The organism is Candidatus Margulisiibacteriota bacterium, from assembly GCA_041658645.1.
In the GTDB taxonomy this organism is placed as follows: Bacteria; Margulisbacteria; WOR-1; order O2-12-FULL-45-9; family XYB2-FULL-48-7; genus JBAZZV01.
Genome location: JBAZZV010000003.1, coordinates 187,533 through 200,285, shown reverse-complemented (window position 1 = coordinate 200,285; position 12,753 = coordinate 187,533). Strand labels below are relative to the sequence as shown.

At 50.0% G+C, this 12,753-nt stretch carries 12 protein-coding genes; 10 read left to right on the top strand and 2 right to left on the bottom strand.

The genetic code is table 11. The annotated features are described in order from the left end of the window. Nucleotides 1–190: 190 nt before the first annotated feature. From WC903_03830 to WC903_03815, 4 genes are all read left to right on the top strand, one after another. Nucleotides 191–343, top strand: a complete 153-nt coding sequence (locus WC903_03830) for a hypothetical protein (protein MFA5893073.1) — start codon at nucleotides 191–193, stop codon at nucleotides 341–343. A 143-nt stretch (nucleotides 344–486) separates the two neighbouring features. Next, entirely contained in the window at nucleotides 487–1,416 is a 930-nt protein-coding gene (locus WC903_03825) for a PorV/PorQ family protein (GenBank protein MFA5893072.1), read from the top strand. Between the two features lie 213 nt (nucleotides 1,417–1,629). Beyond that, nucleotides 1,630–2,802: a hypothetical protein gene (locus WC903_03820; GenBank protein MFA5893071.1), complete on the top strand. Its 1,173-nt coding sequence runs from the start codon at nucleotides 1,630–1,632 to the stop codon at nucleotides 2,800–2,802. Continuing rightward, a complete protein-coding gene (locus tag WC903_03815; protein MFA5893070.1) occupies nucleotides 2,738–4,744 on the top strand; it encodes an ATP-binding protein in 2,007 nt (668 codons plus the stop codon). The genes WC903_03820 and WC903_03815 overlap by 65 nt, the downstream gene beginning before the upstream one ends. Here WC903_03815 and WC903_03810 read toward each other — a convergent pair. Then, nucleotides 4,741–5,226 (bottom strand): response regulator, encoded by a 486-nt coding sequence (locus tag WC903_03810; GenBank protein ID MFA5893069.1) that lies wholly within the window; start codon nucleotides 5,224–5,226, stop codon nucleotides 4,741–4,743. The genes WC903_03815 and WC903_03810 overlap by 4 nt on opposite strands. A gap of 192 nt (nucleotides 5,227–5,418) precedes the next feature. On the opposite strand from WC903_03810, the gene WC903_03805 reads away from it, so the two are divergent. Next, nucleotides 5,419–6,234 carry a hypothetical protein gene (locus WC903_03805; protein ID MFA5893068.1) on the top strand — a complete coding sequence of 272 codons (816 nt, stop codon included), beginning with the start codon at nucleotides 5,419–5,421 and terminating at the stop codon, nucleotides 6,232–6,234. A 7-nt stretch (nucleotides 6,235–6,241) separates the two neighbouring features. Here WC903_03805 and WC903_03800 read toward each other — a convergent pair whose 3' ends face one another. Then, entirely contained in the window at nucleotides 6,242–7,729 is a 1,488-nt protein-coding gene (locus tag WC903_03800; protein MFA5893067.1) for a hypothetical protein, read from the bottom strand. A gap of 88 nt (nucleotides 7,730–7,817) precedes the next feature. On the opposite strand from WC903_03800, the gene WC903_03795 reads away from it, so the two are divergent. From WC903_03795 to WC903_03775, 5 genes are all read left to right on the top strand, one after another. After that, a complete protein-coding gene (locus WC903_03795) occupies nucleotides 7,818–8,222 on the top strand; it encodes a hypothetical protein (GenBank protein MFA5893066.1) in 405 nt (134 codons plus the stop codon). Then, entirely contained in the window at nucleotides 8,194–9,141 is a 948-nt protein-coding gene (locus tag WC903_03790) for a glycosyl hydrolase (protein ID MFA5893065.1), read from the top strand. The genes WC903_03795 and WC903_03790 overlap by 29 nt, the downstream gene beginning before the upstream one ends. A 51-nt stretch (nucleotides 9,142–9,192) precedes the next feature. Continuing rightward, a complete protein-coding gene (locus WC903_03785) occupies nucleotides 9,193–10,149 on the top strand; it encodes a sugar ABC transporter permease (GenBank protein MFA5893064.1) in 957 nt (318 codons plus the stop codon). Next, a complete protein-coding gene (locus tag WC903_03780) occupies nucleotides 10,146–11,024 on the top strand; it encodes a carbohydrate ABC transporter permease (GenBank protein MFA5893063.1) in 879 nt (292 codons plus the stop codon). Before WC903_03785 ends, WC903_03780 begins: the two co-directional genes overlap by 4 nt. Before the next feature lie 124 nt (nucleotides 11,025–11,148). After that, the gene (locus tag WC903_03775; protein ID MFA5893062.1) at nucleotides 11,149–12,750 is read left to right on the top strand and encodes a sugar-binding protein; all 1,602 of its coding nucleotides are present in this window, start codon (nucleotides 11,149–11,151) and stop codon (nucleotides 12,748–12,750) included. Nucleotides 12,751–12,753 lie beyond the last annotated feature (3 nt).

Sequence of the window (12,753 nt, the reverse complement as noted above, 5' to 3'; positions counted from 1 at the left end):
TCTTGCGGATAAAGTGAGGTAATCGGAAATGAGAAGTGAGAAAAGAAGTGAGAAATTGGAAGTAGGAGCGAGAATAGAAAGGGGAGATTTGATGCGGGAAGAGGAAAATTCACATTTCTCATTTCTAACATCTTGGCCCACATCTCATCTCCAATTACCTCACATCAGACTTGGTCGTTTGTAAAATAACATGAGCATTTGGTCAAAATATAACGATATAGAGTGGGACGGCAAAAACGGCAGGGGCGACATGGTCATGAACGGGATATATCCTTATGAAGTTGTAGCCAGGCTGGGAGATAAGAGCGTGAGCGGGAGAGGCAAAATAGCTGTACTAAAATGAACATCAAACATCCAACTTCTCCGCCAAAGGCGGATCCGCCTCCGGCGGAAAACTTCAAAACAAATATCAAATCTCAAATGATAAATTCCAAAATAATTGTGATCTGGCATTTAATATTTGTCATTTGTTTTGGATTTGGATGTTTGAGGTTTGAAGTTCCGGCTGTCGCAGCCGGCCAGGCTGGCCTCGACCTTGCGGTACTTAACGCCGGCGTCGGTGCCCGCCCGCTGGGAATGGGCTCGGCCTTCACGGCCATCGCGGATAACGCCGACGCTCCTTACTGGAACCCCGCCGGCCTTGGACTGCTCAACAAGAGCGAAATAACCACTATGCAGACGAAACTATCGTCTGACACCGACCATTACTATGTCAGCTATATCCAGCCGGCACTGGGCGGCACGCTGGGGATTTCCTGGGTCCAGGTCGGACTGGGGAATATCAACCAAACCTCGGCCGAGGTCGATTTCCACAACGAAGTCCAGAATATCAGTATCTTCAGTTACTTCTCAAACGCCTACCTGATCGCCTACGGCAAAGAGCTGTCGGATAAGGTCTCACTCGGCTTAACCGCGAAATATTTGAGTTCCGATATGACCAACATTTCCGGCGGGCAGGGGAGCGGCTATAGTGTCACTCCTGGGATATTGATCAAATTGAATGTAGGGACAGGGTTTATCCCTGTCCGAACCGACCGGACAACCACAAGGGTTGTCCCTACATTGACGATCGGCTTAAAGGTTGACGAGCTCATCAATTCACAACAATGGGGAACAGGCACAGTAGAGCAGGTGCCACCCAAGCTCCGTCTTGGGTTGGCTTATAAATCACCAAACCCCGGCCTTTTCGCCCTCGATCTCGCCCAAACGATCAAACCGGGTTATTCGCCCGAGCTTTCTGGCGGGTACGAATACAGCCAGGGTGGTTTATCCTTACGCTTGGGCTATGTTGATAGTGGATTGACGGCCGGAGCCGGCTTCCAGGTTAACCATACGCGGGTTGACTACGCCTACGTCACCCAGCGGGCCCTGTCCAGGGACAACGTCCACCGGATATCACTTTCGGGCATTTGGTAAACCCCCACACCTAATCTGGGGGGGCTCTTCATTCTGGAGAGGATTATTATCAAGCTAGCATTCGGTTTTTAAGGGAATGGATTGGTCGAGCATTCCCTTTCTTGCCAGCGATTAATTTTGGATAACTGCTAATTCATCATTTTGTTTGGCTTTATTTCTTGATTTGTAAAAATATTTACTGCATAATAAATGGGAATAAGATGAGAATATATTATGAATAACCTCATGGAAATTATTTTGACAATAAGAGATGTTTTACTGCCTTTTTTGCCTAAATTTGTCGTAAAAAGTATTATGGGAAAAGGGGACTATGTCTTCTTGGCTCATCCAATCGAATTATTGCCCGATATTGCCAGAAAATATCCTTTTGCACAAAAGCTTTCGAAAAAATGGCTGAAGATAATAAGCAAAAATCATCCCCCAATCATTTTGTCTAAAGTTACCGGATTTAAAGATCAAAATGAGCAACCAATTGAAGGCTGGATTGTTTTTTGTTCATTATCAACCAGGATGATGCTGTTAAATAATAAATTGGCTAGAAAAAAAATACTAGCTGCAGCAAAATATTCCGAGAAACTAAATATTAAATTACTTGGGCTTGGGGCTTTTGTTCCTATCGTTACAGATCATGGTGCTTATTTGCAGGGAAAAGTGAAAGTGTCTATTACTAATGGCGATGCTTTTTCAGCTGTAATTGCCGTAAAAAACGTAATCAAAGCAGCAGAAATGGCCAATTTAGATAAAAATACGATTAAACTTGCTATTGTTGGCGCCGCCGGTTTTGTTGGCTCAATATGCAGTAAATTATTAATCAGACAATTTTCCAATATTGTTTTAATTGATAAAAACATAAAGGGATTAGAAATATTATATAAAACGCTGACAGAAAAGAGATTAAACACAAGCCTATGTGTCTCAAGTGAAATTGAGGAAATTAGTAATGCTGATTTGATCCTGGTTGTAACTAACACGCCGGGGGTAATTGTTAGGTCAAAACATCTAAAATCGGGCGCGATTGTTATAGATGCGGCCCAGCCTAGAAATGTTTCGGCTAAGGTCCCCTACGAAAGAGAAGATGTATTAGTGATTGAGTCCGGAATAGCTGAAGTCGAGGGATTGCATGTGAATTGCGATTTCGGCCTCAAAAAAGAAAATGAAGTATATAGTTGCTTTGCGGAATTATTATTGCTTTGCTGGATGAAAATGTTTGATGAAGATCATATTGATCCTATTCCGGAAGATTATGTGTTGAAGCTGTGGGCAGAATCAGATAAAGCAGGAATCAAAGTCGCTGATTTCAGAAATATTACTGGTTTTATTGATGAATCTAAATTTGCTGAAATATTCAAAAGGCCAATTGTTGATAAAGATGCTATCCATACATAATTACTTCATTAATCTCCATGCGTTCCCCCTTTTTATTGTCGGAACTTTAATACTCTTTAGTGGCGTATTTGTTTGTATTAGCTTAAAAGGGAAAAATAGTGGCATTGCTTTCTTTTTAATGAGTATTAGCGGGGGTGTTTGGTTTTTAGGCACAGCCATGGGCTATCTTTCGAAAAATCCGGAAATTGCGTTGTTGTGGTTTAAAATTGATAACGTTGGAGTGGTTTTCCTTTCCTCAACCGTTTATTCTTTTATAGTCTCTTTCCTGCGGATAGCAGAAAAAAGGAAAGCGCAAATATCCGCCGCTTATATTGGGAGCATTTTATTTTCAACGCTAATTTTAACAACAAACTGGATGGAAACGGGCGTCCATGAATATTTTTGGGGTTATTTCCCAATGTGGGGTTTTCTCAGCTATATGTTTTTGCCATTTTTTTATAGCTATATGATTTATAGTTTTATTGAGATCTTATTCTATTATTTAAATGGTAAAGATCAAAAGGTCAAAAATCAATTGCTTCTCTTTTTGATAGCGTTTGGTATTGCGTATACTTCATCAATTGATTATTTTGCCACTTTTGGCATTTCAATTTATCCGACAAGCTTTTTGTCGATGGGGATATATTTTATGGTTATTGCCTACGCCATCACCAAGCACGAACTTATGGATATCCGGGTCGTCATTACCCGGGCGGCCGCTTATGGTCTCGTGGGAGGCCTGTTGATCGCTTCATTCATCGGTTTAAACTCGTTCGCTCTGCCGCAGGCGGCGGCAATGGCCGCCAATGCTTTGCTGGCCCTGTTTTGGGCGCTAGCGGCGCACCGGTTGAGGGCCTTTATCCAGACCCCCTTGGAAGAAAAATGGATAACAGATTGGTATGACTCGGACAAGCTGATCAACCATATTGCCACCCGGCTGATCCCGGTCCTGGCCAAGGAAGAAGCCTTTAAGATCATTGCCGAAGAACTGAAATCGGCCATAAAGATCAAAAATATCGAAATTAGATCGGGCCAACAGGAGATCGATCTTAAGGATATAACTCAAACAAAAACCGGCTTGATAATCCCGCTCTCTTCGTCGGAGGGGCTTGAAGGGGCGCTTATTTTGGGCCAAAAGACATCCGAAGATTCGTATAACGAAAAAGATTTAACTATTTTCAGGACAATAATGGTCCAGGCGATGGCGATCTTTGACCGGATCCGCCCTTATGAAAAGATCAAAAAAGATTTTGAGGCCAACCAGAAGAAACTCTACGACACCGAAAGACTGCTCGCGCGGTCGGAGCGGATCGCTTCGCTGGCCAATACCATCAGGGAATATAACCATGAGATAAAAACGCCGTTATCCATTATCCGGGGAGAGGCGGCCCTGCTGGTTAAGGAGCCGCGCGATCCCAAATACCTGGAGTGGTTCAAGTCCCTCGTTTATGAACAGGTTGACCGGGCCAACGATATTGTCGAAAGCACCCTCCGCTTGAGCACCCCCAAAGAGCGGAAAGAGATCTCGCTCAACCTTAACGACGTGATGGACGGGGCGCTTAAGCTGTTCCCCTTAACCGGTGTTCACCTGGAAAAAGAGCTGGGCGCTTTGCCTCCCGTCAGCGGCGATCCGGAAGACCTGCAGTTGGTTTTCATTAATCTTTTCAAAAACGCGGTTGAGGCCATGCCGGATGGCGGTACTTTACGGCTTAAGAGCTATTGGCAAAAAACCGGCGAGGAATCGTTTGCGGTCGCGGAGATAGCCGATACGGGCGCTGGGATCCCGCCGGAAAACCTGGACCGTATCTTCGAGCCTTTTTTCAGTTCTCACGTTACCAAGGGGCGCGGACTCGGCCTCTCAATTGTTTTTCGGGTCATCCGCGAACATCTGGGCAGCATCGAAGTAAAAAGCGAGGTGGGGAAGGGTTCGGCGTTTATCGTTAAAATCCCGGTTAAAACCTAGGTTTTTCCTCCGCTTCCCTTATTGAGCTCATCCATTTTATCTATGTGTTTTTCAAAAGTATCCAGCGTCATTTTGATCCGCGCCTTTGGACCGGAAAAAAATCGGTCGATCGCCCCGATCAGCTCTTCTTCGATAATCGGCTTTTTGATATAGCCGCAAACAAAGCCGTCGGTCGCTTTGTCCCATTTCTCCGCGTCTTCGTAGGCCGTCAGCATGATCACCCCGATCTGATCGTCGCTGTATTTTTTCCGCATGATCTCCAGAAATTGCAGGCCGCTCATCTCCGGCATTTTAATGTCCAACAGGATCAGGGATACTTTGTTCGGTCCAAGCAGCGGTTTGTTTTTCTTTAACAATTCAACCGCCTCCAGGCCGTTAGACGCCTTAATGGCCTGATAACGGCCGGTCGCCGCGATCAATTTCGCGATCATCTCGGCCTGTTTAACCTCATCTTCTACCACCATGATCAAGGGTTTATTCATAATCTTTTCGCCTCCATTGTAGGCAAATTATCACACGCCCCCGGCGGCAAGTCAAATATGGGGGAGGGGGTAAAATGACGAATTACGCATTACGTATTACTCGTTACGCATTACTCGTTACGCGTTACGCATTGTGTCAACTTCCCCCTACTGTGCTAGAATATCCCTAACTTTCCTAAGGAGGATAATAAGATGAATAGAGCGAAGAGTTTACTGTTGTTAGTTGTCCGCCAGAGGCGGATGTGCCTTTGGCTCATTAGTTGTTCGTTGTTAGTTAACGTTGCCTTGGCAGTTCCCCAATATTTAAGCTACCAGGGGGTACTGCGCGACAGCGGCAGCAACCTGATCACCGGCACCAAGGCGATGACCTTCCGTGTTTACGATGCCGTCACGGCTGGCACCAAGAAATTCGAGATGATCAGCTCGGAAGTGGTTGTCAGCGGCGGGCTTTATAATGTGATGCTCGGGCCGATCGGCTTTGCCGAACTGGAAAAAGGGCCCCGCTGGCTGGAAGTGGAAGTGGGGGGCGAAATACTCACTCCGCGGATCGAGTTAGTGACGGTCGCTTACGCTGTGTCCGCCGCGAGTGCCGAAGCGGCCGAAACGGTTGGTGGTTTCAGTGCCAACTTGACCGCGACCGCCAACAATCTCCTGCCGCTCGACAGCGACAAGCAGTTGAAAGGGATGTCGGTTTCGGCGGAGGCGGCCGGGAATAATTATGCTTTATTTGTCAATGGCGGGAAGATTGGGATCAAAACTGGATCTAATATGAGTATAGGGACAGGGACGATTACGGCTTTGAGTGGATTAGAATATGTTACAGTTAATAATACTTCTGTGAATTCAACCAGCACAATTTTATTAACTGTTGGACCAAATGCCGCGATTAATTCAAACGCCGGAATTAAGGTAACATTGATAAGTTCAGGAGCTTGGTTCAAGGTTGGGACAATGAACGGCCAAGTCGCTTCTGCGGATATACCTTTTTACTATATGATAATTAACTAAAGACCGATCAGTAAGTGCAATACGGGATCGTATAATCTTTCAATTGCGGTGTATCGGTAATGTTTGGCGAAGTAAAGTTAAATCTGACTTTCGCGCATTGATGGCTAAAACCGCCGTCTATTTGAATTACTCCCCCACTGCCCAAAGTCTGCCAGGTTGACCAGTTCGATCCGCAGTCCCCATTTTGAGTATCAATAGTGATATTCGTCCCGTTGGGATTTGAGAAGGACATCGTCGCTGTCGCTCCGCTCCCGATATTGTTCGGCAATGTCGCGTTGACAGGGACAATATAACCTCCGGAAGTAACGACATTCAAGATCAATGCCCCGCCGGCAGAAATCGGATCCAGACTGTCGGTTGGAGTAATTGTACCAAGTGTCCAATTGGCTGTTTCAAAAATGGTATGAGGTATGCAGGCTGGCGCGGTCTTAAATGTCTTGATATCGGAAGTGGTTAGATGAGCGCAGGTGTCGCTGGCCTCGACCTTCCAATAAAAATTCGTGTTGCCCACCAGAGCTTCGGCCGGCAATAAAGTATATTCACTGGCGGTCAAGCCGGATTTATCGATCACAGGTGTATTAAAGCTGGGATTATCAGCGACAATTAATCTATAGGTCACGGCATCTCCGGCGTCGGGATCGGTCGAATCGGTCCAGTCAAGCTTGGGGGTCGTCGAAACATTGACCACTCCGTCCAGCGGCAAGAGTAAATTAAAAGTGCTGGGCGAATTGGTGCAAACCACCGGCAGAGCGGTTATAAAATGAAAGACTTGCGGGGTTGATTGAACGATGGTCGGGCACTTGTCCTGCGCGGCCACGCCGAAATAATAATCTTTGCCGGTCAAGAGCTGTTCGGCTGGTGTAACCTGGTACTGGTTGTCCGTCAGGTTGGATTTATTGATCACGCATTGGGTCAAGATATTGTCGGTGCAAACTTTCAGCTGATAGGTAACGCCGTCACCAAAGTCGCTGTCGCTGGAAGCTTGCCAGATGACTAGCGGTTGGATGGAAACGCCGGTCACGTTATTGGCCGGCGATTGCAGATCAAAAGCCGCCGGGGCCTGGCTGCAGTAATTAAAACCGGCTTCTTCGGTCAGCGCGTCATGAGCGTCAAGCGCGTCGACTACATCGGCCTCAAGAGTCTCGGCGACGTCGGCCTCCTGAAGCGTTTCCGCCACGTCAGCCTCTTCAAGCGTCTCGGCGACGTCAGCTTCCTGAAGCGTTTCCGCCGCGTCGGCCTCTTCAAGCGTTTCCGTGACATCGGCATCGGTGACTTCGGGCAGGCTGGCATCGTGGATCTCTTCTGTCCCGGCATCAAACACGTCGATTAGGGTATCGGGCCGAGTATCGACCGGCGCGTCGATCGGCGGAGCGATCGGTCCGGCGTCGCCTTCCGGCGTCATCCAGTCGGCGACAACCCCGCAGTTGAGGGGCGAGGGGATTGGCGTGAATATAAAATTGTATATACTTTTCGAGACCGAACTGATATCTGACATGATTGCCTCCTGCTGGTTATTAAGAATGGCCGCATATCTATCGGGGGCTAATTTCCGAAATTTCACTCAATGTGCTAAAATACTAACCATGAAGAAAAAGCCGACCTTTTCCGGTTTCGGCAAACCGGGGGAAAAAGTCGAAGAACTGCCGGAGCAGTACCTCTTGTCCGGCAAGGGGACCGACCTCGGCTGTGTTCTCCTGGTCAACGAAGAGATCGAGCGGCCGTCACTTCTCGAACTTGAGGTCCGCGGCCAGCTCAAGCTCGGCGCCCCCTGGGCCCGCCTCCGGATCGAGGTCTTCGATAAAGGCGAACCGAACATCCCGGCGACCTCGTTCGAAGATGAGTACCTGAAAGAGGGCCTGTCGGCCGAAAATTTTAAACATTTTTCTTTTCCGATCCTGGGGATCGTCAAACACCCCGCCAAGGTCCAGATCATGGTCGTTGGCCCGTCGGAAACCGATCTTGAAATACGCCACATCCACCTTCGCTAAATTATGTTTGTGCAGCCTGCTTTATCTCTCCCTGACCGCCTGCGGGGACTCTAACGTGACCCCGGCCAAGCCTGCCGATTGCGCCACGGGCGCCTTTGTCAACGGGATGGAGAATATCGCCTCATTTGAAACGCTGATCGGCAAAAAATTGGCGGTCGTCCTTTGGTATGTTAACTGGGGTGACCCTTTCCCAAAGACGGAAGCCGACCTGGTCAGCGCCAACGGCAGCGCCCCGCTTATTACCTGGGAGCCGTGGATCACCAATGAGGCGGGGACACTTGAGGCTATCGCGTCCGGCAGTTACGAAAGCTATGTCCGCCAGTTTTTCCAGGCGGCCAAGGCTTGGGGTGGCCCGGTCTTCCTCCGCTTTGCCCACGAAATGAACGGCAACTGGTATCCGTGGGACGGGGCGCACAATGGCGGAAGCGCCGGACCGGCCAGTTATAAAAAAGCCTGGATCTACATATATGATGTTAAACAAGCGGTCGGGGCGGATAACGTCAAGCTGGTCTGGTGTCCGAACAATATTGATCAGCCGGCGGAGAGCTGGAATGCCGCGGCCAATTACTATCCGGGCGACGCCTATGTCGATTGGCTCGGGATGGATGGCTACAATTGGGGCTGGGAGCGGTGGCAGTCATTCGACGAGGTCTTTAGCGATATTTATACCAAATTGACCGCCCTCTCTACCAAGCCGCTGCTGATCGGTGAGTTTGCCAGCGGCACCAAGGAAGCGGACGAAAAAGCGGCCTGGATCACCGATGCTTTTGAGAAGATCAGGACAACTTACCCCCGGATCAAGCTCTGTTGCTGGTTCAATGTTAATAAAGAACGCGACTGGCGCCTCGATTCTTCCCCCGCCGCCGCGGCCGCCGGCAAAGCCGCCTTGCAAAACGCTTGGTTTTTAGGTAAAATATAACGTTAGTCTTTTAAACAGTCCCTTTGAGGTCGTTTAGAGAGGAATGTCTTTTTGCAACGGCCAAATAAGCATAACAATAAAGGGCTCCGCGCCAGGATCAAACAAAATAGGATCGCCTATTATTTTATCGCCCCTACGGCGCTGGCGATGCTTCTCCTCCACATCTTCCCGATCGCCCAAGGGATCTACATGGCCTTCCTCGATCTCAACCAGTTCACCCTGCAAAGGTATCTCCTGGCCCCCTTTGTCGGGCTAGACAATTTCTACGCCGTCCTGATCGACCCGGGAAGCCCGATCCGGATCGGCCTGTTCGAAGCGGTGCGCAACACGGTCATCTATACCGTGGTGGTCACTATCGGCACGCTGGTGGTCGGCATGATCGTGGCGCTCATGGTCCACCGTAATTTCTGGGGCCGCTCCATGGTCCGGACCCTCTTCATGTTCCCTTGGATCGTCCCGACCTATGTGACCGGCCTGCTCTGGGGGATCATGTGGCTGCGGGAGGGGGGGCTGGTCAATGTTATGCTGGTCGACTGGCTCCATCTCATGCCGCATAAAGTATCCTGGCTGACCGGGACCAACACCATCTGGGCGATCATCATCCCGACCATCTGGCGCTTCTGGCCCCTTTCCATGCTAATGCTCTTGGCCGGACTGCAGACCATTCCTGAAGAGCTCTACGAAGCGGCCGATATTGACGGGGCAGGGCCGTGGCGCAAGTTCTGGATGATCACCTGGCCGATGCTCCGGCCGGTCTGGTTCATCCTGATCCTCTTCGGCCTGATCTATAATACCTATTCATTTAATATCGTTATCATGATGTTCGGTTTCGGGGCCGGCTTCCCCGGAGAGTGGGGCGATCTAATGATGACCAATATCTTCCGCAATTCGTTCCAGCTCTGGAACTTCGGCACCGGCGCCGCCGCCTCAGTCCTATTATTGATCGTCATGATTGCCATCGTTAACGTTTGGTTCCGCTACTTTAAGCGGGCCGAGGAGATGTCATGATCCCGTTGCCCTATTACGTTAAAAAGCGGATCGTCAACATCATTATCAGCGCCATCATGCTGATCATGCTGGCCATCACCCTCCTGCCGGTCGGCTGGATGGTCTTCTCCTCCCTCAAGAGCTCGACCGATATCGCCATTGGCCGGGTCGGCCTGTCGCGCAACCTGGCCGGCCAGCCGGTTGTCCACTGGGAAAATTACGTTGACATGTGGAAGAACGTCAACTTTGGCCTGTATTTAAAAAATTCCCTGATCATCTGCGGCTCGACGATGGTCCTGGCGATGATCTTCTCCACTCTGGCGGCTTACGCCTTGTCGCGTTTCCGCTTTCCCGGCTCCGATCTCTTCAGTAACGCCATCCTGGCGACCCAAATGATCCCGGCCATCATGTACCTTATTCCGCTTTATATCATGTTCGTCAAGTTCACGGTCCTGACCGGGATACCGGTCAAGGGGACCTTTACCGGCATAATTTTGATCTATTCGGCCTTCTTTATCCCTTTCTCGATCTGGATCCTGCGCGGCTTTTTCGCCTCGATCCCCAAAGAGCTGGAAGAGGCGGCGTTAATCGACGGTTGTAACGCGTTCCAGGTCTTCCGGCATGTCGCCCTGCCGCTGGCCATGCCGGGGATCATCGCCACCGGCATCTACGTTTTCCTGACCGCCTGGGACGAGCTGATGTTTGCCTGGGTCCTGACCAATGCCGATACAATGACCATCCCGGTCGGCATCCGGCTCTTTGTCGGCAACTACCAGAACCGCTTTGACCTGATGATGGCCGCGGCGACCGTGGCCACCGTGCCGGTCGTCATCTTGTTCTTTATGCTCCAGAAACATATCGTCAAAGGTTTAACCGCCGGAGCGGTGAAGGGGTAATCAAATGAACATCAAACTTCAAACTTCAAACTTCCAAACAAATATCAAGAAGCAAATATCAAAGCCCAAAATTATTATGATTTGTTTGTTGGCCTTTGCCTTTTGTTTTGAGGTTGGAGGTTTGATGTTGGAAATTCCTGCGGGGGCTATGTCTCAACCCGCCGGCGGGGCGGCCAAACAGCAGGTCTTTGTCGGCGTCTTCCGCGAAGGGGCGCCGAAGAACATGAATTTTATCAAGCAATTTGAACTGCAAACCGGGAAGAAACAGGCGATGATCATGTGGTACCAAGATTGGGCCCAGCCTTTCCCGAAGGAAGATGTTTTGAATGTTGTTAACTACGGCGCGGTGCCGCATATTGTTTGGGAGCCGTGGTACTGGGGGGACAAGGAGAAGATCACGCTGGCCGATATCAGCTCCGGGAAGTGGGACGAATATCTCCGCTCCTGGGCCAAACCTATCAAGGAGATCGGCCAACCGATCTTCCTGCGGGTCGGCCACGAGTTCAATATCGAAGGTTATCCCTGGGGGATAGTCAATAACGGCAAGAACCCCGAGAATTACATTAAAGCCTTTCGCCATATCGTCGACCTCTTCCGGCGCGAAGGGGCGACTAACGTCAAATGGGTCTGGGCGCCGATGAACTATTCTTTCCCCACCGAGAGCTGGAATGACTGGGCCAAGGCCTATCCCGGCAATGATTATGTCGATTGGGTCGGCTTTGACGGCTATAACTGGGGGACGACCCAGAGCTGGAGCGATTGGCAGGTCCTCAAATACCTCTTCCGCGAGCAGGTCCGCTTGGCCCGCAAACTTTGGCCGGCCAAGCCGGTCATGATCGCCGAGTTCGCCTCGGCGGAAAAAGGAGGCAATAAGGCGGCCTGGATCAAGGAGCTCCCCGGTTACCTTAAAACGAGCATGCGCGATATCGACGCCATCGTCTGGTTCGATGAAAAGAAAGAGACCGACTGGCGGATCAATTCGACCCCCGCGGCGCTGGCCGCCTTCAAAGCGATCATGAAGGACCCGCTCTTTTCGAGCTCCGGTCCCGACCTGGCGGCTTACACCGTTTCGCCGGAAAAATTTGTCAAGAAAATTGCTACCGCCGTCAGGGCCGCAGGGGTCAAGATCGACGGGCGGCTGGACGAGTGGACAAAGGCTGTGCCGCTGGTCATGAAAGATGGAAGTTACTTTAAGGAAGGTTTGACCTGGGGCGGCCTGGCCGACCTGTCAGGCCAGGTCTATTTTATGTATGACGATCAGAACCTCTACGTTGCGGCTAAGGTCACCGACCGGGTCCCGCTGGTCAACAATAAAGAGCGGCAGGAGATCTGGAACGGCGACGGGCTGGAAGTGGTCATGAGCACCGATCCCGGCGCCAGCCAAAAGCGCGAATCATTTGAGAACGGCGATTACCAGCTCGGCTTCGGCACCGGCGATGGCCGGGACGTGAAACCGTCGATCTGGAACTGGCAGAGACGAAGAAGCCCAACGGGAAGTGAAATTTCCGTAAAAAAGGTCGATAATCCGTTAGGGTACATTCTGGAAGCAAAGATCCCCTGGAGTTTCTTCGGGACATTCGTCCCGTCGGCCGGGAGCAAGGTCGGTTTTGACCTGGCTATCGACGACGCGGACCTGACCGGCGAACGCGAGAGGCAGTTTATCTGGAATGGCGATTTCTATTTCTACAAGGACCCCGGTGTTTGGGGGGTTCTTGAGTTCAGATAAAAA

What these genes read in the sequence shown, in the direction of transcription:
- WC903_03830 (MFA5893073.1), top strand. Translation starts at nt 191, where the DNA reads ATGAGCATTTGGTCAAAATATAACGATATAGAGTGGGACGGCAAAAAC.
- WC903_03795 (MFA5893066.1), top strand. Translation starts at nt 7,818, where the DNA reads ATGAAGAAAAAGCCGACCTTTTCCGGTTTCGGCAAACCGGGGGAAAAA.
- WC903_03775 (MFA5893062.1), top strand. Translation starts at nt 11,149, where the DNA reads ATGTTGGAAATTCCTGCGGGGGCTATGTCTCAACCCGCCGGCGGGGCG.
- WC903_03810 (MFA5893069.1), bottom strand. Translation starts at nt 5,226, where the DNA reads ATGAATAAACCCTTGATCATGGTGGTAGAAGATGAGGTTAAACAGGCC.
- WC903_03800 (MFA5893067.1), bottom strand. Translation starts at nt 7,729, where the DNA reads ATGTCAGATATCAGTTCGGTCTCGAAAAGTATATACAATTTTATATTC.
- WC903_03805 (MFA5893068.1), top strand. Translation starts at nt 5,419, where the DNA reads ATGAATAGAGCGAAGAGTTTACTGTTGTTAGTTGTCCGCCAGAGGCGG.
- WC903_03815 (MFA5893070.1), top strand. Translation starts at nt 2,738, where the DNA reads ATGAATCTAAATTTGCTGAAATATTCAAAAGGCCAATTGTTGATAAAG.
- WC903_03820 (MFA5893071.1), top strand. Translation starts at nt 1,630, where the DNA reads ATGAATAACCTCATGGAAATTATTTTGACAATAAGAGATGTTTTACTG.
- WC903_03780 (MFA5893063.1), top strand. Translation starts at nt 10,146, where the DNA reads ATGATCCCGTTGCCCTATTACGTTAAAAAGCGGATCGTCAACATCATT.